Source organism: Anianabacter salinae (assembly GCF_019061145.1).
GTDB classification, from domain to species: domain Bacteria; phylum Pseudomonadota; class Alphaproteobacteria; order Rhodobacterales; family Rhodobacteraceae; genus Anianibacter; species Anianibacter salinarum.
This window is the reverse complement of sequence record NZ_JAHQZS010000003.1, coordinates 340,090-361,238: the sequence shown is the minus strand read 5'-3', so window position 1 is coordinate 361,238 and position 21,149 is coordinate 340,090. Positions and strand designations below refer to the sequence as shown.

The 21,149-nt window shown below is 64.1% G+C and carries 24 protein-coding genes; 5 read left to right on the top strand and 19 right to left on the bottom strand.

Going from position 1 to position 21,149, the window contains the following annotated elements; translation table 11 throughout:
* Positions 1–83 precede the first annotated feature (83 nt).
* The 17 genes from murB to KTJ87_RS18165 form a co-directional block, all read right to left on the bottom strand.
* On the bottom strand, positions 84–1,013 hold the full coding sequence (murB, locus tag KTJ87_RS10765) for a UDP-N-acetylmuramate dehydrogenase (protein WP_267139121.1): 930 nt from the start codon (positions 1,011–1,013) through the stop codon (positions 84–86).
* 2 nt (positions 1,014–1,015) lie between these two features.
* Positions 1,016–1,291 (bottom strand): DUF2484 family protein, encoded by a 276-nt coding sequence (locus tag KTJ87_RS10760; protein ID WP_267139120.1) that lies wholly within the window; start codon positions 1,289–1,291, stop codon positions 1,016–1,018.
* Positions 1,288–1,554, bottom strand: coding sequence for a DUF2484 family protein (locus tag KTJ87_RS10755; protein WP_267139119.1), 267 nt, complete (start codon positions 1,552–1,554; stop codon positions 1,288–1,290). Before KTJ87_RS10755 ends, KTJ87_RS10760 begins: the two co-directional genes overlap by 4 nt.
* Complete coding sequence (murC, locus tag KTJ87_RS10750) at positions 1,551–2,987, bottom strand: UDP-N-acetylmuramate--L-alanine ligase (RefSeq protein WP_407650487.1); 1,437 nt, start codon at positions 2,985–2,987, stop codon at positions 1,551–1,553. The genes KTJ87_RS10755 and murC overlap by 4 nt, the downstream gene beginning before the upstream one ends.
* On the bottom strand, positions 2,984–4,102 hold the full coding sequence (locus KTJ87_RS10745) for a UDP-N-acetylglucosamine--N-acetylmuramyl-(pentapeptide) pyrophosphoryl-undecaprenol N-acetylglucosamine transferase (protein ID WP_267139118.1): 1,119 nt from the start codon (positions 4,100–4,102) through the stop codon (positions 2,984–2,986). The genes murC and KTJ87_RS10745 overlap by 4 nt, the downstream gene beginning before the upstream one ends.
* Positions 4,102–5,271, bottom strand: a complete 1,170-nt coding sequence (locus KTJ87_RS10740) for a peptidoglycan glycosyltransferase FtsW (protein ID WP_267139117.1) — start codon at positions 5,269–5,271, stop codon at positions 4,102–4,104. The genes KTJ87_RS10745 and KTJ87_RS10740 overlap by 1 nt, the downstream gene beginning before the upstream one ends.
* A gap of 220 nt (positions 5,272–5,491) precedes the next feature.
* The gene (locus KTJ87_RS10735) at positions 5,492–6,664 is read right to left on the bottom strand and encodes a type III PLP-dependent enzyme (RefSeq protein WP_267139116.1); all 1,173 of its coding nucleotides are present in this window, start codon (positions 6,662–6,664) and stop codon (positions 5,492–5,494) included.
* A gap of 347 nt (positions 6,665–7,011) precedes the next feature.
* Entirely contained in the window at positions 7,012–7,416 is a 405-nt protein-coding gene (locus KTJ87_RS10730) for a hypothetical protein (RefSeq protein WP_267139115.1), read from the bottom strand.
* 107 nt (positions 7,417–7,523) lie between these two features.
* Positions 7,524–8,438, bottom strand: a complete 915-nt coding sequence (locus KTJ87_RS10725) for a phage protease (protein WP_267139114.1) — start codon at positions 8,436–8,438, stop codon at positions 7,524–7,526.
* A complete protein-coding gene (locus tag KTJ87_RS10720; protein WP_267139113.1) occupies positions 8,435–9,334 on the bottom strand; it encodes a Mu-like prophage major head subunit gpT family protein in 900 nt (299 codons plus the stop codon). The genes KTJ87_RS10725 and KTJ87_RS10720 overlap by 4 nt, the downstream gene beginning before the upstream one ends.
* Positions 9,331–9,780, bottom strand: coding sequence for a hypothetical protein (locus tag KTJ87_RS10715; protein WP_267139112.1), 450 nt, complete (start codon positions 9,778–9,780; stop codon positions 9,331–9,333). The genes KTJ87_RS10720 and KTJ87_RS10715 overlap by 4 nt, the downstream gene beginning before the upstream one ends.
* A 375-nt stretch (positions 9,781–10,155) precedes the next feature.
* Positions 10,156–10,566: a regulatory protein GemA gene (locus tag KTJ87_RS10710; protein ID WP_267139111.1), complete on the bottom strand. Its 411-nt coding sequence runs from the start codon at positions 10,564–10,566 to the stop codon at positions 10,156–10,158.
* Positions 10,556–10,843 (bottom strand): hypothetical protein, encoded by a 288-nt coding sequence (locus tag KTJ87_RS10705; RefSeq protein WP_267139110.1) that lies wholly within the window; start codon positions 10,841–10,843, stop codon positions 10,556–10,558. The genes KTJ87_RS10710 and KTJ87_RS10705 overlap by 11 nt, the downstream gene beginning before the upstream one ends.
* Positions 10,840–11,154: a hypothetical protein gene (locus tag KTJ87_RS10700; RefSeq protein WP_267139109.1), complete on the bottom strand. Its 315-nt coding sequence runs from the start codon at positions 11,152–11,154 to the stop codon at positions 10,840–10,842. The genes KTJ87_RS10705 and KTJ87_RS10700 overlap by 4 nt, the downstream gene beginning before the upstream one ends.
* Complete coding sequence (locus tag KTJ87_RS10695; RefSeq protein WP_267139108.1) at positions 11,151–11,936, bottom strand: ATP-binding protein; 786 nt, start codon at positions 11,934–11,936, stop codon at positions 11,151–11,153. Before KTJ87_RS10695 ends, KTJ87_RS10700 begins: the two co-directional genes overlap by 4 nt.
* A gap of 55 nt (positions 11,937–11,991) precedes the next feature.
* Positions 11,992–13,965 carry a transposase gene (locus KTJ87_RS10690; RefSeq protein ID WP_267139107.1) on the bottom strand — a complete coding sequence of 658 codons (1,974 nt, stop codon included), beginning with the start codon at positions 13,963–13,965 and terminating at the stop codon, positions 11,992–11,994.
* On the bottom strand, positions 13,962–14,150 hold the full coding sequence (locus KTJ87_RS18165; RefSeq protein ID WP_407650486.1) for a helix-turn-helix domain-containing protein: 189 nt from the start codon (positions 14,148–14,150) through the stop codon (positions 13,962–13,964). Before KTJ87_RS18165 ends, KTJ87_RS10690 begins: the two co-directional genes overlap by 4 nt.
* Positions 14,151–14,215: 65 nt before the next feature.
* On the opposite strand from KTJ87_RS18165, the gene KTJ87_RS10685 reads away from it, so the two are divergent.
* From KTJ87_RS10685 to KTJ87_RS10675, 3 genes are all read left to right on the top strand, one after another.
* On the top strand, positions 14,216–14,767 hold the full coding sequence (locus KTJ87_RS10685) for a helix-turn-helix domain-containing protein (protein ID WP_267139106.1): 552 nt from the start codon (positions 14,216–14,218) through the stop codon (positions 14,765–14,767).
* A 312-nt stretch (positions 14,768–15,079) separates the two neighbouring features.
* Positions 15,080–16,909 (top strand): M3 family oligoendopeptidase, encoded by a 1,830-nt coding sequence (locus KTJ87_RS10680; RefSeq protein WP_267139105.1) that lies wholly within the window; start codon positions 15,080–15,082, stop codon positions 16,907–16,909.
* On the top strand, positions 16,906–17,394 hold the full coding sequence (locus KTJ87_RS10675) for a GNAT family N-acetyltransferase (RefSeq protein ID WP_267139104.1): 489 nt from the start codon (positions 16,906–16,908) through the stop codon (positions 17,392–17,394). Before KTJ87_RS10680 ends, KTJ87_RS10675 begins: the two co-directional genes overlap by 4 nt.
* A gap of 19 nt (positions 17,395–17,413) precedes the next feature.
* Here KTJ87_RS10675 and KTJ87_RS10670 read toward each other — a convergent pair whose 3' ends face one another.
* Complete coding sequence (locus KTJ87_RS10670) at positions 17,414–18,409, bottom strand: Gfo/Idh/MocA family protein (RefSeq protein WP_267139103.1); 996 nt, start codon at positions 18,407–18,409, stop codon at positions 17,414–17,416.
* Positions 18,410–18,518: 109 nt separating this feature from the next.
* Here KTJ87_RS10670 and KTJ87_RS10665 point away from each other — a divergent pair, with 109 nt between their 5' ends.
* Both KTJ87_RS10665 and KTJ87_RS10660 read left to right on the top strand, forming a co-directional pair.
* Positions 18,519–19,103, top strand: a complete 585-nt coding sequence (locus KTJ87_RS10665; RefSeq protein WP_267139102.1) for a VOC family protein — start codon at positions 18,519–18,521, stop codon at positions 19,101–19,103.
* Between the two features lie 57 nt (positions 19,104–19,160).
* On the top strand, positions 19,161–20,189 hold the full coding sequence (locus KTJ87_RS10660) for a serine hydrolase domain-containing protein (RefSeq protein ID WP_267139101.1): 1,029 nt from the start codon (positions 19,161–19,163) through the stop codon (positions 20,187–20,189).
* A gap of 2 nt (positions 20,190–20,191) precedes the next feature.
* Here the strand turns inward: KTJ87_RS10660 and rpoH are convergent, their stop codons facing one another.
* Entirely contained in the window at positions 20,192–21,088 is an 897-nt protein-coding gene (gene rpoH, locus KTJ87_RS10655; protein ID WP_267139100.1) for an RNA polymerase sigma factor RpoH, read from the bottom strand.
* Positions 21,089–21,149: the final 61 nt, after the last annotated feature.

Below are 21,149 nucleotides of genomic sequence, written 5' to 3'. Positions count from 1 at the left end.
CACGGTCGGGAGTGTCCTGCTCGACCTCTCCGCCACCTGTGCCTCGTGTTGCCGGGTCGTTTCTTGCCCGGTCGCTTTTGTCGTTATGTGCGGGCCGGTTCGCCGACCCTGATTACTTCCCACTCTAGCTGAATGCCGGCGGTTTGGAACACCCTTTTTCGCACCTCCTCGCCCAGCGATTCGAGATCATGGGCGGAGGCGGTTCCGGTGTTGGTCAGGAAGTTGGGGTGCTTTTCCGACATCTGCGCGCCGCCCAGGCGGTGGCCCCGCAGCCCGGCGTCGTCGATCAGCTTCCACGCCTTGAGATCATGAGTGTCATCCGCGCGCCCCGTCGACGAGAACCCGGCGGGGTTGCGGAACGTCGATCCGGCAGTGCGGTCCTTGGTGGGCTGCGTCGCGTCGCGCCGTGCAAGCTGGTCTTGCATTTTTCCTGCAAGGGTGGCGGGGTCGCCTTCGGGGCCTCGCAGCGTGGCGGAGGTCAGGATCACGCCTTCGGGGACGGACGCGTGGCGGTAGGAAAAAGACAAGTCACCCTCCGTCAGGGTGATCTTGCGCCCCGCCCGGTCGATCCCGGTTGCAGAGACGAAAACATCTGCGATGTAAGTGCCATAGCAGCCCGCGTTCATGCAGACCGCACCGCCGATGGCGCCGGGGATGGTGCGCAGGAATGTCAGATCCGTACCAGCTTCGGCCGCCTTGCGCGCGACATGAGCATCCAGCGCCGCCGCCCCTGCCGTGACGGTCTGTCCGTCGATGTCGATTGCATTGAACCCACGTCCCAGCCGGATCACCACACCCCGGATGCCGCCGTCCCGCACGATCAGGTTCGACCCAACGCCGATGGGAAACACCGGGATTTCGGGATCGAGCGCCGCAAGGAACTGGCTCAGGTCCTCCGCGTCCGCAGGCTGGAACAGCCAGTCCGCAGGCCCGCCGACGCGCAGCCACGTCAGCTCTGCCAGCGGCTTGGCCTGTGTCAGCGTGCCCCGGACGGGGGGGAGGTCGAACGTCATCGTCAATCCGTCTTCGGCCCAGTCACCTTCGGCCCAGTCACCTGCCGCTTGATCCAGAGCGCGAAGTAATACGCCGGCCAGCGCAGGATCGACACGCCCGCCGCCATCACGATCAGGCCGATCCACGGGCCGTGCTGGTAGGTGACATAGCCCACGATGGGGATGCCGACCACGATCAGTGCATAGGCTTGCGGCCAGTGGTGGCGCTTGGACGGAAGCATGGCGATCAGGTTGGCGGCCAGCGCCCAGAGGCATGCAAGGGTCAGCGACAGGGTCATCGGCGCAGCTCCTCGGGGATATGGGTGGGCAGACCAAGCGCACGGCGCACGAGGTAGATCAGCGGATTGCGGAACAGCGACAGCACCGCCAGCGTGCAGCCCGCCGTCACCCAGATGCCGTGCGCGGCGGCGATCCAGACCAGGAGCACCGGCGCCGCGATCAGCAGCATCAGGCCGGGGATCATCTGCGCCCGCATCGGCAACAACGCCACGATAGTCGAGGCAAGCGCCCAGAGGCAGGCGGCGATCAGCGGCGCGCTCATTCCGCCAGCTTCCCCGGCAGCGCGTTGGCCCAGGCACTGATCGTGCCCGCGCCAAGGCAGACGACGATGTCGCCCGGTTTCGCCTCGGCCCGGACCAGCGCGGTCAGCGCGTCCTGATCGGCGATGGCATGGGCGTTGCGGTGGCCGTGGCGGGTCAGGCCCTTGACCAGATCATCGCGCGACGCGCCGGGGATCGGGTCTTCGCCCGCGCCATAGACATCCGCGATGCCGACGACATCGGCGTCGTGGAAACAGCCGCAGAACTCCTCGAACAGCGAGGACAGGCGGGTGTAGCGGTGCGGCTGGTGCACGGCGATGACGCGGCCGGTGGAGGACTGGCGCGCGGCGCGCAGGACGGCGGCGATTTCCACCGGGTGATGGCCGTAGTCGTCGATGACCGGCACGCCGTTCCATTCGCCGACCTTCGTGAAGCGTCGGTTGACGCCCCCGAAGGCCGCAAGCGCGGCGCGGATCTGGTCACGCGTCATGCCAAGATGGCGGGCGACGGCGACGGCGGACAGCGCGTTCGACACGTTGTGATCGCCCGGCATCGGCAGGGTGCAGCCCTCGATCACCGCGCCCTCGGCCTGCAGCGCGATGTCGAAATGCGCGACGCCCGCCTCATAGCGCAGGTTCACAGCGCGCACGTCGGCCTGCGCGTTGAAGCCGAAGGTGACGACGCGGCGGTCGGTGATCCGGCCCACCAGCGCCTGCACCTCGGGGTGATCGGTGCAGCAGACGGCAAGGCCGTAGAACGGGATGTTCGACACGAACTGGTAAAAGCCGTCCTTGAGCGTCTCGAAGTCGCCCCAGTGCTCCATATGCTCGGGGTCGATGTTGGTGACGATGGCGATGGTCGCGGGCAGTCGGTTGAAGGTGCCATCGCTCTCGTCGGCCTCGACCACCATCCAGTCGCCCTGCCCCATCCGGGCGTTCGAGCCGTAGGCGTGGATGATGCCGCCGTTGATGACCGTGGGGTCAATCCCGCCCGCATCCAGCAGCGTGGCGACCATCGTGGTCGTGGTCGTCTTGCCGTGGGTGCCCGCGACGGCGATGTTGGATTTCAGGCGCATCAACTCGGCCAGCATCTCGGCCCGGCGCACCACCGGCAGGCCCCGGCTGCGCGCGGCCTCAAGCTCGGGGTTGCCGGGCTTGATCGCGGACGAGATGACGACGACCTCGGCATGGCCCAGGTTCCCGGCGGACTGTCCGATCATCACGGTGGCGCCAAGGCTCTCCAGCCGGTCGGTGATCTTCGACGCCTTCAGGTCGGACCCCTGAACGCTGTAACCGTGGTTCAGCAGCACCTCGGCGATGCCCGACATGCCGATGCCGCCGATGCCGACAAAGTGGATCGGGCCAAGCTGCGTCGGAAGTTTCGTGGCGGCGTTCATCGCGTGTCCCCTGAACCTGTCGAAAATCTCGTGCTTCATGCCCGGTCTTGTGCCTCCTTGCCAGTGCCCGCCAGGGCCTGCACCATGTCCGCGAGATCCGACGCGGCGTCGGGTTTGCCGCAGGACAGCGCCGCGTTGGCCATCTGCGCCGCGCCCCGCGGATTGCCCAGGACGCTTTCGATCTGCTCGGTCAGCGCCTCGGGCGTCGCCTTGCGCTCTGGCAGGCGGATCGCGCCGCCCGCATCGACCAGCGCCTGAGCGTTCGCGGTCTGGTGGTCTTCGGTCGCAGCGGCAAAGGGGATCAGGATGGCGGGACGCCCGATCACCGAGATGTCGGCGACCGACGAGGCGCCTGCGCGGCTGATGACAAGCTGCGCCTCGGCCATGCGGCGCGGCACGTCGGAAAAGAACGGCTCGACCTCGGCGTCGATGCCTGCCTGCGCGTAGAACTGCGCGACACGCTCGATATCCTCGGGGCGGGCCTGATGGGCGATGCGCAGATGGCGCAGGATCTCGGCGGGCAGCGCCGCGATGGCGGGCGGCACCGCGTCCGACATCACCCGCGCGCCCTGGCTGCCGCCGATGACCAGCACCGACATCGGATAGTCGCCGGGCGGAATGTAGGGCGCACCGGCCTTGTCATGGACCAGCGCGCGCACGGGGTTGCCGGTATGGATCGCCTCGACCCCGCCGGGCAGGTGTTTCGTCGGCCAAGTGCCGCAAGCGATGGCGTGAACGCGGCCGCCGAACAGCCGGTTCACACGGCCCAGAACGCCGTTCTGTTCATGGATCATGCGCGGGATGCGCAGGGCGACGGCGGCGGACAGCGCGGGAATGGTCGGATAGCCGCCAAAGCCCACCACCACGTCGGGGCGGTCGCGCAGAAAGCGCCAGCTTGCCGACAGCGCGCCGCCAGCGATGCGCAGCGGCACCCCCGCCTTCGCAACAATTCCGCCGCGCGCGAAGGTGGCCGAGGACACCTGCTCGACCTCGACCGAATGCGGAAAGCCCCCCGTGTAGCGCGCGCCGCGTGCGTCGGTGGTCAGGGTGACGCGCCAACCGCGCCGCAACATGATCTCGGCCAGAGATTGCGCCGGGAACATGTGGCCCCCGGTGCCGCCGGCGGCGATGACAAGACGCGGCTTGCGGGCCATCAGGGGCGTCTCCGTTTCAGCAGGATATCCGCCATTTCACCCTGCGGCCGGGTGCGGGTAAAGGCCAGAAGCGCCCCCACCATCAGCCCCGCCGCGATAAGTGACGACCCGCCGTAGCTGACAAAGGGCAGCGTCATGCCCTTGGCGGGCAAGAGCCGCACCGCGACGCCCATGTTGATGATCGCCTGGATGCCGAACATGCAGGCGATGCCGGTGCCCGCCAGCCGGATGAAGGGGTCCCGCTCGCGTCCGAGGCGATAGAGCGCCCGCAAGGTGATGAGCGCGTAGAGCGCGATGATGACCAGCACCAGAACCAGCCCGTATTCCTCGGCCGCGACGGCGATGATGAAATCGGTATGGGCATCGGGCAGCGACCATTTCACTTCGCCCCCGCCGACACCGACACCGAAGAACCCGCCTTCCTGGATGGCGTTGGTCGCGTATCCGATCTGCGTGCGGGGGTCGATCTCGGCGGAGAGGAAGCCATCGATGCGGCGGGCGAAATGCTCGGACCCTTCATAGGCGAAGATGCCCGCGATCACGACGGCGCCCGCCATGCCCATCAGCAACAGGAACGGCGCCCCGGCGACGAAATACATCACGCCCCAGCCAAAGATGATGAGGCAGGCCTGGCCGAAATCCGGCTGCATGGCGAGAAAGAAGGCGGTGACGATGGCGATGCCGAACGAGAACACCCGCCCCGGGGGGCCGTTGATCTCTTGCGCGGCGGCCATCAGCCAGGCGCAGATGACGATGAACCCGGGCTTGAGGAACTCGGAGGGCTGGACGCTGGCGAAACCGAAGGAATACCAGCGCACCGCGCCCTTGCCGAAATCCGTGCCGAACACCGGCAAAAGGGCGATCGCCGCGAAGGCTGCGAAGAAGCCCAGGATGCCGATGCGGCGCACCGTCTCGGGTTTCTGCATCGACACGAAGATCATCGTGGCGATGGCCAGCACGCCGAAGAACGCCTGCCGTTCGACATAGTAGAACGGTGACAGGCCGTTTCGGTCGGCCAGCGGCGGCGAGGCGGCAAGCCCCAGCAGGATGCCGATGCCGAACAGGATCAGGATGGCGGACATCGACCATTTGTCGATGGTGCGCCACCAGCGGGGGAGGATGGGTTCGCCTTCCCGAACGGGAATCGACCCAAAGACCATCTCGGTCATGGAATGCCTGCCTCGTGCCTTGCTCGTCGCCCGGTTTTCCGGGTCTGGCTTTCAGCGTAGCGCAAAGCAGCGCTTTGGGCCAGAGCTTTGGCACGGCGGCGGCGGGCAGAGTTTCAGCGAAACTCTGCGTGCAAATCCTCGGCGAGGATTTGGCCTGCCAGAAATGCGAAAGGCCCCGCGCTGGCTGCGCAGGGCCTTGTCTGTCAGCGTCCGGCAGCGATCAGATCGCGATCACGTCCAGCGGAGGGAAGCCGTTGAACCCGACCGACGAGTAGGTCGAGGTGTAGGCGCCGCAGTTGCGGATGATGATCCGGTCGCCCGAGGTCAGGCCAAGGGGCAATTGCACGGGCCGCTTTTCGTACAGCACGTCGGCGCTGTCGCAGGACGGACCGGCCAGGATGCAGGCACCGGTCGACTCATGATCGCGGTCAGTGATGAACTGGTAGCGGATCGCCTCGTCGATGGTTTCGGCCAGCCCCGAGAACTTGCCGATGTCGAGATAGACCCAGCGGTGCATCTCGGTCTCGGATTTGCGCGACACCAGCATCACCTCGGCGGCGATCATGCCGCATTCCGCGACAAGTCCGCGGCCCGGCTCTGCCATGACGTGGGGGACGTGGCCGAAACGTTCGGTCACAAGCTCCATCACGCGGGCAGCGTAGGTGGTGGGGTGGTCGATCGCCTCGCCGTAGAACGCCGGGAAACCGCCGCCGATGTTCAGAAGCGTCAGGTCGAAGCCTGCCGCCTTGGCGTCGTGCCAGACCTGCGCGATCTGGTCGAGCGTGGCAGTCCACATCTCGGCGCGGCGGGTCTGCGATCCGACGTGGAACGAGAAACCGACCGGCGACAGCCCAAGGTCACGCGCCATTGCCAGCAGCGACAGCGCCTTGTCGCGGGCGCAGCCGAACTTGCGCGACAGCGGCCAGTCGGCCTCGGACGCGTCGACGATCAGGCGGATGTAGACTTGCGCGCCGGGGGCGTTGGCGGCGATCTTCTCAAGCTCTTCCTCGGCGTCTGCCGCGAACAGCGTTACACCGGCGTGCCACGCGAAAGCGATGTCGGAGGCGCGCTTGATGGTGTTGCCAAAGGACACGGTCGAGGGATCGGCGCCAAGCGACAGGCACAACTCGATCTCGCCGCGCGAGGCCGCATCGAAATGCGAGCCGAGGCCGACAAGCGTCTCGATGATCGCACGGTGCGGGTTCGCCTTGACGGCATAGTGGATGTTGGCGTGGCCAAGGCCAGCATCGAGCGCACGATACTCACGCGCGACGACGTCGGTGTCGATCACCAGCGTCGGACGGTCGAATTCATGGGCACGGATGAAGGTCTCGACACGCGAGGGGAATGCGACGACGGCGTCGCCGACGACGTCGGTTACGAAAGCGTTCATGGTCATCTCCAATAGACCCGGCCATAATGGGGACACGCCCGCATGAGACCGCTCAGTTCCAAGGGAGACGTTACCGTCGCTGCGTAACCGCGTGGGGGTTGAATTGCCCACCTCGCCAGAGGCGCGTGCGTTGGCGTCTTGCGGGGGCATCTAGGGCCATGACTTCTGTGTTGCAAGCGATTTTTTTCATGTTTTTTTCGGGGTCTGGCGGCCATGCATGCGGCGCGGCACCCGTGGTGCCTGCTCAGGCCCGTCCGAAGGTGTTGTGTAACATTGGGTTTAAGGTCGTAACTAAGCGTTTGATACCGGAAGAGGGCGGCAGTCCCGGGCCTATCCGGGACCGTCTTTCATTGTTTTTCGGGTCCGGATGGCGTGTAGCGTCCTTCGTTTCGACGCCACCAGAAGTGAATTGTGGAGCGTGAAACACGCCTTTGAACGGGGTATTCAACGGCCACGGCTTCGGCGATCTCCTGAAACGTCATACGGTCGATGCGTGCAAGCACGAAGGCGCGAAGCTCCGGGTCGGCATCGAGCTTGGGCATTCGGCCTGGACGGTGGGCGCGACGGTGCTCTGTCACCGGGTAGGCCTCGGGCGGCAGTTCATCTGCGACGTACGTATCGAGGTGATCAAGCGCACTGCCAAGAGCTTTCGCCGCCCGTATGAGTGCGGCGTCCGCTTTCGCGCGCAGATCGTGCGAGGTGCGAAGTTCCGCCATGACAGTGCGAAGCAGGTCGCGTGGGTCGAAGGCCATCGGTTGCCCCTTGGTTGATGCCGGTAGCAGGCACGACGGCGAACATGGACAGAAACCGCCACCTCACCTGCTACCAGCGCGCCGGGCCTGGACTCCCGGCGGTCTCGTTACCCCAGCACCTTCTCGACCGGCAGGCCAAGGGTGCGGGCGATCTGTTCGGCGTCTCCGCCTTGCCCATGGGCTGCGCTCCGGCGCGGCAGCTTTTGTGCATGGGTCTCGAACAGGTGGGCGAACACGGGGACCGCGCTGGCGATGAAGCCGTCGAACGCCTCGGGGTCGCGCGTGCAAAGTGCCACCGCCCAATCCCGCATGGCGGGCGAGAGATAGCCCGCGTCCATGGCCTCACCGACCTTCACTTCGGCGCGCTCTTCGTTCATGGAGACCGCCGTCTGACCCTGTGCGCGCATCAATTCGCGAACAACGTGCATTGGCACGTAGGCGGCTGGGTCTGGCGTGGCCAGCCGGTTGATCGCGACGATCATTTCTTCGGGGGTTGCCTCGGCATTCAGGCCGAGCGCCTCGGCCACGGCCGCCGTCCTGGTGTCATCGGTTTCGTCGGTCATCGGGATGTTCTCGCTTGCCAGGGCCTTGAGGTTGAGGTTGGGACGGTGAACGAGGCTCGCGCCGATCAGGCGGACAACGCGGCGGTCCTGCCGGTGGATCAGCACCGGCGAAAGGTAGCGGTACTCACGCTCGCCGATCATGTTCGCGGCCTTCGCCGTCCACTTCACATGCCCCCAGATCGCGCCGTCGCGGACTTCGAGCCGGTCGATCCATCCGGCGGCCGGGATTGGTCCAACGGAGCGCGGTCCGTCCACCTGGTGTTCATAGTCGATTGGAAGTTCGCCGCCCGAGCCCATGGAAGTCGCGGCCACGTCGGCGGGATTGTCCACCACGAAGACACGGCCGTCGCGCCCGCGCACCACGCCGGTGGGCAAGAGCTCGACCCAATCGGGTGCGCCGTGCGCCTCGGGCAATTCTGCCGTCGCGCAGATGGACCGAGTGCCGCCCGCGTCCGTCATGCAAGGTCCGGCGAGACGATGATCTCGGCCGTTCCCTGCCAGACGTTCGGCCCGCCCTGGTCGCCGCGATCCGCAAGGACGATGCGCCGTGCATCGGCTTCGAGCGACGGCGGAACCACCAGCATGTTCGGACGGAGGCCGAGAAGGCGGCCCTGGTCGCCGCGGAACCCCATCATCGCCGCCCGTGCGGCTCCGTAGGTCGCCTCGGTCAGACCACTCTTTCCCATGTAGGCCATCTGCCAGAGGCCATAGCCCGCGTTCACCCGCGCTCGGACCCCATACAGGTATTCGTCCTTCATGAAGACGTGCGTGTCGGTCGGCGCATTGATGAACTGGAACTCGTAGTCCTCGCGCTTCTGCCAGATCAGCGGCTTGATCTGGCGGGAGGTGTCGAGAAGATACCAGGGCGTCTCGGTGCCCGCTGGATCGTCGATGTTCGAAACCGTGACGGCATCCCCGTCCTCGTCAACCGAAGGGTGATCGGTATCGAAGAAATACTGACCGTCGAAGCAGAGCGTCGTTGCGCCGATCTTCAGGAGTGCGAACAGGAGCTCGTCGGGATGAACCTTCGCCTGGTGGCCCATCTCGGCGAACATCGGTTTGAAGACGCCATAACGGTCGTCGGCAAAGTCTTCGCGACTGATCCCGAGCGTGCTTTCGAACTTCTTGTTGGTGATCGTGAAGCCATGAGCCTTGATGTCGCGAACCACGCGATCTCCGACCCATTCGCGCAGCTTCGGGAACTGCCCAAGCCAGCCATAGGCTTCGTCGCGCGCGGTGCTGGGAACCACCATCGCGATCTTGTCCCAGTACGCCGCGCCGGACGCGAAGGCATCGTTGAAGGTGCTCCTGAAGCCATTGAAGGCGTGGGCAAGGTTGCCGTCGTTGATGATCATTTTGGCTGTCCTTTTGAGGTGTCTGCCGAGGTGTCCAGGAGCCCGAGCTCCGAGAGAATTGCCTTGCGCCTTGTCACGGTGCGTGAGTTCAGTCCTTGCGACTTGGCGATCTGAGAGACGGTCTGACCCTGGCGAAGCCCCTTGAGGATCGCGAAGCAAGAGCGCGCCATCGCAGAGGTGGGACCAAGCGGAACCTGATAGCTGCCCCATCCGATAGTCTGGCGCAGACATTCGCCCGCCCGCTCTTCGGGGGATGAAGGGGGCTTGGCCGGGGGCTTTGATGGGACATGAAACTCCGCCCCGCCCGTCGCCTGAAGAAAGGCGATAAGGTCTTCGTGGCCAAGCGCGCTTTCCAGCTCCGACAGCACGTCTGAGACGGGCAAGCCCATCTCGCGCATCTGCGCGCATGTCGGATAGTCGGAGCTGTCAAAATTCGCCAGGGTCATGACGACAGAGCTACAGATACCCTGACACCTTTCCGACCTAGCAAGTTTACCAGGCGAGGTCCGGCATCGGGACCGCCCGAGTGGTGCGCCGCACAGCGCGGCGCTGGATGCGAACCCGCACCGCGACGGTGCCACCCCCGTGAATTCCAAGCAAGGCCCTTTAATGGGTGTTTAACGGCGCTCTGCGCATGGGTTCTGGGTCAGCCCGTTGCCAAGACTTGCATCCGGCGCTATCTGAGCATCGTGCGCCCGAACCACTTGCGGGGTACCTGCGACCATGTGCAGTCGAGGGAGGCACCCGTCCCTCCGGGCGCACGTCGAACAAAAAGGGCGGCGCATCCAAGCGCCGCCCTTTGAGTTTCTCCAGGGCCACAGTCAGGCAGCGCGGCGCTTCATCGCCTTCAAGGCGGTGATTGCCTTCTGGGCATCTCCCTTCCGCAGGAAGCGCAGGCTTGAAACCTTCCATGAGCGCAGGAGCCATTTGTTGAGCTCTTCGTCTCCGGCCTTGCCGCGTGTGTATTCGTGCCAGAGCGCCCGGATCAGTTCGAGTTGCGCGAAGCTCGCCATGCCCGGCCGGTCGCCGTAGTCCGCACCACGCCGGGTGAGCGGCTCGAAACCGAGATATTCGAAGAACCCCATCAGCGCATTCAAGCCGTCCCGGTCAAGTTCGGTCGAGCTCGTCACCCCGGCGATATGGACAAGCGCGGCGCGATACATCGCGTCATTCAAGCCGAGCTTGTTCTTTGCCACATGCAACAGGGCTATCTGGTTTCGGCTAAGGGGCATGATGGATCGCCTCCCTGAGTGTCACGACGAAAGCATCGAGGCGCCTGCCTTCCACGTCCAAGGCGTTCTTGAAGCCTCGTTCCAGGAGCGCGAGGAATGGCCCGATGTCGGTGTTGTCGGGCACCAGTTCCGCAAGCGAGCCCATCACGCTTTCAGCATGGCTGAGCAGATACAGCGTCTCTTCAATGGCATCCTGAATCTCTATCGCCTCTTCCTTGGCAATGGATACGAAGCCGGGCGGCACGGCGCTCTCCTTTTCAACACGCGCGGAGCTCATTGGAGTTTTCCTGTCTGCATCGGGGGGGTTTCTTCGAGATGGGTAAGGAAGGCGAGAATGTGCGCCACCTCATCTTCGGCCCTTGTCGCCGCCTTGAGGTGTGGCTCAAGCTCGGCTGCGGCAGCGCCGGAGGGATCACGCTCCTTCATCTGCTGCAGAAACCGCAACTGCGCTGCCAGATAAGCTTGGAGCCCTTCGCCATGGGCAATCAGCCGGGCGCGCGCGCCCGGCTGCCCCAGCGCAAAAAGAGCGACCCGTCCCTCGATCTCGCTGGCTTCAAGGTCCAGCCGAAGTCCTAACGTGACAGTCATTCTCTGCCTCCCATCATGCGGATTGAGAATGCCAAGTGATCCGCGTTCACGTCCTGCCCCTTCTGGCTGGCGCGAATGAATGCCTGCCGTGCGGCCTTGTGCGCCGCGCGCAAGCTCCCGTGATCTTCACCGAATGCCTGAACCATAGCGCGCATCTTGTTCGCGTTTTCGCCTTCGCCGGGGAACACCGCATGGGCGAACGCCTCGTGCTCGTCCTTGCTGGGGCGCGGCAACCGGATGTTGTGGGTGATCCTGTCCCACAATGGTTTCAGGTTAACCCGGTCCTGCCGGGTGCCGTTGCTCAGGAACTGGTCGTTCCCGACCATGACAAGCCCGAAGGCAGGGCACCAGGGGTCGCCAAGCCGGGCAAGTTCGCCGCGATCCCAAAGGCCGCGAAGCTGGGCGATGATGGGCGCGGCGAGGTCCTGCGCTTCGTCAACGATCACGACAGACCGTGGGCCATAATCCCGGAAGGGAAAGCCGCAGATCATGTCAAAGGCAAGTTCCAGCCCTTCGGCGCTGGACACACCTTCGCGCCCGTGGAGCGCCCGCAGGAACTCGGCAATCTTGCCCTGCACCGCACCCGTGGCGGCAAGGTGTGTGACCTTCGCGCCGTCCGCTGCGAACTCGTCAATGACCTTGCGCAAGGCAAAGCTCTTGCCGATACCGACGGGCCCGCGCATGACGGCAAGGCCCGCGCCGTCGAGCACGTCGCCGATGACCAAGCGCATCGTTGCGCACACGGCGGTGTCGATGGTAGGAATCTCTGGTAGCTCTGTCATTTGTAATCCTCTGACAGGGTTGCGTTTTGAATGGCCGGTGGGGTTCGACGCCAAATCATTTCCCACCGGTCATTCGGCTTGCTTCGCCATCGCCATTGGCTTGGCGAAGAAGGTCTTCCAGGAACGCGCGCTTGGCCGCGTCATCGTCCCCAGTGCTGTCCGTCGCGGTCTGTTCCGAAAGCCGAACTATGGTCCCAGGCCCGGCCACGAGCGGCGTGCGATCGACGCGCTTCAGGATCTCCGTTGCCGGGTCGATCGAGGGATCGATATCGGCCTTAAGTTCCCGGATTGCTTGAGCTTGAAGCTTTCGGCGGCGGTTGCCTTCAACGGCGCCGTCGCGGTCAAGCGGGTGATACTGGGTGTCAGCCCTGGCAGCGCCCTTGAACGCGCCGTTGTGCACCACGAAGACCTGGTTAGCGCCGCTGCGCAGTGGGATGCGGATATCGATACGATCCCCCGCACCCATCTTTGCGGTTTCGTCGTTCTGATAGAACGTGCCCTTGAACCGGAACCGGCCTTGAATGATCTGCCGGTCATCTCGCTTGCTGAAGGCGAAGTCGAACGCGTCATCGTCCATCGTGACTGCCTCGAACCCGGCGTCGATGGCATCCTGCATGGCCTGCCTTGGCGACTTGCCCCGAAGCCGCCCGTCTTGCGGTGTATCATTATAGGCGGCGACCATGTCGATGACAGCTTGAACAAGGTCTTCAACGGTGCCTGAAAAGCCCTTTACAGGCTTGCCAACAGCATGGGTTTTCTTGTTCGTCCGGTCGCCGCCGATCCACCCTGGCAGGTGCTTGAAATAGCCCTGCTCCAGCTTGGAAAATGCGCCTTCGATCAACCCCTTGGCAGGTCCGTTATAGGGTGTCGCCTTAACGCATCCATCATGCTGGTGAAGCACATCCACCGCATCTGGTATTTCGAGCATCGCAGTGGCGACGGAGCCATATTCCGACCCGTTGTCCAAATAGAGAGTGCGCGGCACACCCGCTGCTGGGTTGCACACCATGTTGTAGAGCGCATCGGCCACATCGGTTGCGCGGATGCCGTTGCCCTTGCCCAGCACCGCGACCGTTACCCACATGTGATGCGTGCAGTCATCCATCCATGCGATCAGCCGCAGACGCAGTTGTCCGTTCCCTTCGGGCGCGCGCATATAGATGTCGATGGGGTGCACGTCACCATAGACCACTTCCATGGGCCACGCGCACCGCCCGCGCGACGTGCGCGGCAAGTCCTTGTCGAAGTGGTTCTTGTTGTCCAAGTCATGACGCGCTACCCGGCGCTTGTCCTTGAACCGCAGCACAAATCTCGTATTGAGGCGGCATATCGTTTCCAGCTTTCGCGGCCCGATCTGTGATCCCGCTTCCCGGCACAGGTCTACCAGTTCGCGCGATGCGAGCCCGCCGACCTTCGACATGGACACGGCCTTCGCGATCAGGCTCTTGGCGTAGGTTTCGAGCCGCGCGGCCACCGCCGCACGTGCCGCCTCATCAAGATCGATCCCGGCATCCCATGCCCGCGTAACCTGCACCCGGCGCTTTCCAGGGTTGCCGTTGGGCTTGGGCAACAGACCTGGAAGACCCTTGCTGTCATACTCCAAGACCCAGCGTTGCAGCGTCTTGAAGTCCACCCTGTGCGCCGCTTCAAGCTTCCGGAGCGTTTCCCCACGGGCACGCGACCCTTTCGACGTGCCCAGGGCCGGGCGGATGATGTTCAGACGCCGCTGTTGTTCCTTGACGCGCCACGGTTCCACGCTTGACCGACCCGCGACCGGCGCGGTCGCGGCAGCGTCGTCCCGCAGCGCCTGCAAAGGCGGATGCTTGGTCAGCAGTCCAGGCGACAACTGAGACAGATCAACCGCATAGGCGCAACCTGCCGCTCCGCCCCGCTGGCCTTCAAGCGGCACAACGGGCAGGGGTTCGCCGTGCCACAGCTTGCCTTGAGCGGCATTCGAAAAGGCTCGTCTAACCGTTCTTTCAGGAACGGACGTAGCATGTGCGAATGCGGTCACCGAAAGAAGCTTCACTGGGCAGCTTCCTTGAGACCAAGATCCACGGCAATTTTGTGCGCCTGCCCGTAATACCCCTTGTTGTGACCCGAAAGGACCGCGCGAACAGACCGTTCCGGATACCCGTTCCGCTTAGCCCATTCCTTAATGGTAAGCCCTTTGCGGCGCAGCTCATCACGAGCAATGTCAAGCTTCGTTGGCACAACTGAACTCCCTGTGCTACGCTACACAAGCGACACGTTATGCACACATTACACGCGATACACAAATGACACAAGAAGAAGATGCTAAGTTAATGGGCAGGCGCATACGCGCGCTTCGAGGGAACCGAACGCAGGCCGATTTTGCTGAACTTGTAGGGGTCACTCGTTCGGCGCTTGCGAACTATGAGACAGGGCGCACTGTCCCGAGCCGTTTCGTGGTCATGAAGATGGCAAGTGCTCTTGGCGTAGCGCCGTCGGCAATTTCAGCGGGACAGACTGACTCTTTTGAAGAGCTTGCGCTGATACTAGGCGCAAAGAGCGCAATCAATGGCATGAATGACCTTACCAACGATGAAAAGGCAGTAATTAGATGCCTGCGCGCATGTGAAGGCGAAATTATCAAAAATATTGCGAAAGAGATACTTAAAGCACTTCAAGAGAAAAAATTCGAGAGGTCGCTTCTTGATAATTTAACATTTCCGGACGATTATATAGCAATAAATGCAATTGCAAGTGAAGCAAGGGGCTTTGAAAGAGGCATTACAGTAAAGTCGCTCCAATCCATGATGGAGCGCCTTGGAGAAGCGTCAGGCATCGCCGACGACGACACGGATTGATCGGATAGTGGCCGCAAAACAGGCCGCAATCCGCAACCACCGCGCACGCGAAAGCAGATAATGTAGAGAAATCAGGAACTTGCGCGCGCCGTTGAAGGTCTGTCGATTGCGGAACTTCCCGCCATCGAAACTTTCCAATAAATTACAAAGCCTTAGCCGAAATTTGCCGCGTGCACGGTATCAAACCATAGGTAAAATCGCGCCGCGTCCGGTATCAAACGATAAGTCGCGCGTCAAAGGGCCCAACGCCTTGTGAAGCACCCCCCTGTCACCCTATGTCTTGTGTCAACAACGGACCAAGACAGGTGAGACATGCGCGATTTTCCGACCCCCGTCCTCGATGCGAACTCCGGGGCCAGCGCCGGTGGCGGCAAGGATCTTGGGCCGCTTCCCGATTGGGATCTCAGCGATCTCTACCCCGCCGAGGACGCGCCCGAGCTGAAGCGCGACATGGACTGGCTGGAAGCCGAGTGCGCGAAATTCGCCGCCGATTACGCGGGCAAGCTGGCAGACCTCGACGCCGCCGCGATGCTGACCTGCATCAAGCGCTACGAGAAGATCGACGTCATCGCCGGGCGGATCATGTCCTTCGCCGGGCTGCGCTACTACCAGAACACCACTGATTCCGGCCGCGCCAAGTTCATGTCGGACTGCCAGGACAAGATCACGACCTACACCACGGCGCTGGTATTCTTCTCGCTCGAATTCAACCGCATCCCCGATGACGCCTACGAGGCGCTGTTCGGCACCGGCGATCTGGCGCGCTACAAGCCGGTGTTCGACCGGATGCGGTCGATGCGGCCCTATCAGCTGTCGGACGAGCTGGAAAAGTTCCTGCATGACCAGTCGGTCGTCGGCGCATCAGCTTGGAACAAACTGTTCGACGAGACGATGGCCGGGCTGGAATTCGAGGTGGACGGCGAGACCCACGGGATCGAGGGCACGCTGAACTACCTGACCGACCACGACCGCGCCAAGCGCGAGGCGGCGGCGCACGAGCTGGCGCGGGTGTTCCGGTCACGGCTGCCGCTGTTTTCGCGGGTGCACAACACGCTGGCCAAGGAAAAGGACATCGAGGACCGCTGGCGCGGAATGCCGACGCCGCAGACCGGCCGCCACCTTGCCAACCACGTCGAGCCCGAGGTGGTCGAGGCGCTGCGCAACGCCGTTGTCGCCGCCTACCCCAAGCTGTCGCACCGCTACTATGAACTGAAACGCAAGTGGCTGGGGCTGGATGTGCTGCAGGTCTGGGACCGCAACGCGCCCCTGCCGATGGACGCGCCCAAGACGGTCGATTGGGACACCGCGCGCGGCATGGTGATGGACGCCTATGCGGGCTTTGACCCCAAGATGGCCGATCTGGCCGCGCCGTTCTTCGACAAGGGCTGGATCGACGCAGGCGTAAAGCCCGGCAAGGCCCCCGGTGCCTTCGCGCACCCGACCGTGACCGAGGTGCACCCGTATGTGATGCTCAACTACCTGGGCAAACCGCGCGACGTGATGACGCTGGCGCATGAGCTTGGCCACGGCGTGCACCAGGTGCTGGCCGCCGGTCAGGGCGAGTTGTTGTCGTCCACGCCCCTCACGCTGGCCGAAACGGCAAGCGTGTTCGGCGAGATGCTGACCTTCCGCAAGCTGCTGGAGAACGCCAAGGACGACGCCGAGAGGAAGGTGCTTCTGGCGGGCAAGGTCGAGGACATGATAAACACGGTCGTGCGCCAGATCGCGTTCTACGATTTCGAGTGCAAGCTGCACGCCGAACGCCAGAAGGGTGAGTTGACCCCCGACGACATCAACGCCCTGTGGATGAGCGTTCAGGCCCAAAGCCTCGGCCCGGCGTTCGAGTACATGGACGGGTATGAAACCTTCTGGGCCTACATCCCGCACTTCGTCCACTCGCCGTTCTACGTCTACGCCTATGCCTTCGGCGACGGCCTCGTGAACGCGCTTTATGCGGTCTACGAAGAGGGCGGCGCGGATTTCCAGGACAAGTATTTCGACATGCTGAAAGCGGGCGGATCGAAGCACCACAAAGAGCTTCTGGCGCCCTTCGGTCTGGACGCGTCGGACCCGAAGTTCTGGGACAAGGGCCTGTCGATGATCTCGGGCATGATCGACGAGCTGGAGGCGATGGAGGGGTGAGCGTCACGCTCTCTCCCCTGCCCGCCGGGCGGCTGGACCTGATCGCGCACCTGACCTTGCCGGCCGAGCAGCATGTGTTTTCCGATCCCCCTGCCGCCGCGATGCGCGCGGCGACGGGGCGGCGGGACGGGCACATGATCCTGCAGGGCGGCGAAACCGTCGGCTTCTTCGCCATCGACCCGGACTATCCGCAGGCGCATGACTTTGCCGAGGCGGGGACCATCGGGCTGCGGATGTTCTCGGTCAGTGGCCAGCATCAGGGGCAAGGCATCGCCACCGCCGCCTGCAAGGCGCTGCGCGATTATCTGCACCAGCACTACCCGGACGCGGCGGCGGTCTACCTGACCGTGAACCACCGCAACCCCGGCGCGCGGGGCTGTTACCTCAGGGGCGGGTTCGAGATGACGGGCGCGGACTACCTCGGCGGCGGCGCCGGTCCGCAGCACATCATGCGGCTGGCGCTGGCGCCGGTGGCGGCGGGGTAAACCCGCCGCCGGGCAGCCCTCACGCCGGGTTCGCCGCCGTGAACACCATGTCGATCATCGCCTGCGTGCCCCTCGCATTTTCCAGCGTCCAGGGATAGGCCGCCCCGTCCCGCACGGAACGGCAGAAGTTTTCGACCTGCAGGACATAGTGGTTCGCCGCCGGGAAGCGTTCGGTCGTCACCGCGCTTCCGGTGCCCGCGCCGTGGACATTGCTGTGCAATTCCACGCGCGCCTCGCCAAACACCATCGGGTTGAACGGCGCGGTCAGCCGTATCGCGCCCTCGTCCCCGTAAAAGGTCATGTCCTGCGCGGGTGCCATCCGCATCGAGTTGACGAAACTCGCGCGGAAGCCCTGAAACTCGGCGGTGACATGGGCGAAGACATCGACGCCATTTTCCCAGACGACGTTGGCGTTCGCGATGCGCTGCGGCTCGGCCCCGGTCAGCCAGCGGGTCGCGCCATAGGTATAGACGCCGATGTCGGGGATGCCGCCGCCGCCGGTTTCCGGCCGGTTGCGGATGTTGCCCGTATCGGCGCGGTTGTCATACCCGAACACCCCGTCCACGAACATCAGCTTGCCGATGGCGCCCTCGTCATACAGCGCCTTGGCGCGCTGCCACTGGGGGTGGTGCACGATCATGTAGGCCTCGGCGGCGATCAGCCCGGCCTTGTCGCGCAGGGCGATCAGGTCGTCGATCTCGGGCGCGGCCAAGGCGATGGGCTTTTCGCACAGCACATGCTTGCCCGCGCGCAGCGCCTTTGTCGCCCATTCGACATGCAGGTGATTGGGCAACGGGATATAGACCGCGTCGATGCTGTCGTCGGCCAGAAGCGCGTCGTAGTCCTGATACACCGCGATCCCCGGCGCAAAGGCCTGGAACGGCGCGGCCTTGTCGGCCGAGGATGTGGCCAGCGCCGCGAATTCCGCACCGCGCGCAGCGTGAATGGCAGGCGCCATCTGCCCCAGCGCAAACTTGGCCGCGCCGAGAATTCCCCAGCGGACAGGGTCGGTCATGTCTTGTCTCCTTCGCATGCTCGCGCGGACTGTGTGCGCGTGCTGCGATAGGGTCAACCGTGCGGCAGACTATCTAGCAGGCGAACGCAGTCAGGAAGGACAGGACATCATGCAGAAACTACAGGTTCAGGGCGTGCACCACATCACGCTGACCGGCGCGGACCGGCAGACCTCGATCGACTTCTGGGAGGGCGTGCTGGGGATGCCGTTCATCTTCGACCAGCCCAACCTCGATGACCCCGACGAGGGGCATCTGTATTTCGATCCCGGCGACGGACGGCTTATCACGATCTTCACCAACGAGACGCGCAAGGCCGTGCACAGCCGCACGCCGATGGACCCCGGCTGCGTACATCACATCGCCTTCAACGTCAGCCGTGCGACGCACATGCAGATCATCAAGCGGCTTGATGCGCGCGGCATCGCCCATTCCGGCCTCAAGGACCGGGGCTTCATGGATTCGATCTATTTCAAGGACCCGCTGGGTCTGCTGATCGAGCTGGCCTGCTACAAGTTCGAACCGCCGGTGGGCTGCACCCATGCCGACGTGATGATCGGCGCACATCGCAAACGCGTGGCAGCAGGGGATCGCAACATCCTCGAGGTGCATCTGGCCGACGCCATCGAGGATCTGGTGACGGCACGGCAGCAATCGCTGTCCACGGATCGCGGGCCGAAGAACCCGTATTCCTGATGTCCCTTGCGGGCGCGCCGGTGGTAGTAATGCGACAACCAGCCAAGGACACCCACCATGCGCCCGCTTCTTACGCTTGCCCTCGCCTTGGGCCTTGCCCTGCCTGCCCGCGCGGCACCGCTTGACCCTTTGCGCGACGACATCGACGGCAGCGCCGCGCAGGTGATCCTGATCTGGACGCCCGAGGGGACCGAAACGTTGGCCACCGGCCCCTTGCGCCCCGGCGGGCGCCAGACCGTCGCCAGCGATCGCTTTCTTCTGGCCTCTGTCACCAAGCCCTTCGTCGCCGCCGCCCTCCTGCGGCTGGAAGGCGCGGGACGGATCGACCTTGATGCACCCGCTGCACCGCTTTTGCCTCTTGATGTCGTCTCGGGTCTTGGCGGGCTGAACGGCGTCACCACCGCGCAGATGCTTGCCATGACAAGCGGCGTGCCGGATTATCTGGACGATGCCTTCACCGAGGCGTGGATCGCGCGCCCGGACGGCTGGACGATCCTTGAGGCCCTGGAATTCGCCTATGGCGAGCCATCCGAGTTCGCGCCGGGGACGGGATACGACTATTCCAACACCAACTACCTTCTGGCGCAGCTGGTCCTTGAGCGGATCACCGGCCAGACGATGGACGACGCGTTGCGCGCCTTGGTGCTGGCACCTGTCGGCGCAGATCGCAGCGGCGTCATTGGCCTAGCGCCGCCGCGACCAGAGGATGCCGCGGGGATATCAGAGGGCCGGGACGTCAGCGCGCTCTATGCCTTTCCTGGCTTTGGCGATGGTGGGCTGGTCGCCCCGGCCGAGGACGTGGCCGCCACGTTCCGCGCGCTGTTCATCGACCGCAGCGTGTTGCCGCCGGTACAACTGGCGCGGATGCTGCAGGACCCGGTCGGCGAGGGGTATGGCATGGGCATAGATGTGTCGGACGAGCCGGGATATGGCACGGTCCTTAGCCATGCGGGCGGCGATCTGGGATACTCGACCTTCGCGATGGCGCTGCCCGAACTACCCGCCGTCGCCGTCCTCCTGCGCGGGGATGAGGACGCCGACGTGGACCTGTTGTGGGAGGCGCTGGACCTCGTACTGGACCAGTAGCCTCAGGCGCTTTCCATCGAACCCTTTTCACGGGCCAGTTCCTGCATCCGCTGTTGCAGCTTCTCGAAGGCGCGCACCTCGATCTGGCGGATGCGTTCGCGGCTGACATCATACTGGCCGGACAGGTCTTCCAGCGTGATCGGCTGGTCCTGCAGACGCCGCTGGACAAGAATGTCCTTCTCACGGTCGTTCAGCACCTCCATCGCTTCGGCCATCAGTTCGCGGCGGAAGGTCAGTTCGTCCTTCTCCTCGTACTGCATCGCCTGGTCGGCGTCGGTATCCTCAAGCCAGTCCTGCCATTCGGTCGCGCTGTCGCTGTCGGACCCGATCATCGCGTTCAGCGAAGCATCGCCCCCCGACATGCGGCGGTTCATCGAGATCACCTCGTCCTCGGTCACGCCAAGGTCGGTGGCGATGCGCGCCACGTTCTCGGGGCGCATGTCGCCCTCTTCCAGCGCGCCGATGCGGGCCTTGGCCTTGCGTAGGTTGAAGAACAGCTTTTTCTGCGCGCTGGTGGTGCCCAGCTTCACAAGGCTCCAGGACCGCAGGATGTATTCCTGGATCGAGGCACGAATCCACCACATCGCATAGGTCGCAAGGCGGAAGCCGCGTTCGGGATCAAAGCGCTTGACCGCCTGCATCAGGCCGACGTTCGCCTCGGAGATGACTTCGGCCTGTGGCAGGCCGTAGCCGCGATACCCCATCGCGATCTTGGCCGCGAGACGCAGGTGAGAGGTGACAAGCTTGTGCGCAGCGCCGGTGTCCTCGTGGTCCACCCAGCGCTTGGCCAGCATGTATTCCTCTTCCGGTTCAAGCATCGGAAACTTCCGGATTTCCTGCAGGTACCGGTTCAGCCCCTGTTCCGGCGACGGTGCCGGAAGATTTCCATAATTTGCCATATCGCCCCTTCTCCGCCCCGATGTTAACGGGGTGAACATGATGTAGAGAGTGCCGCGTCCC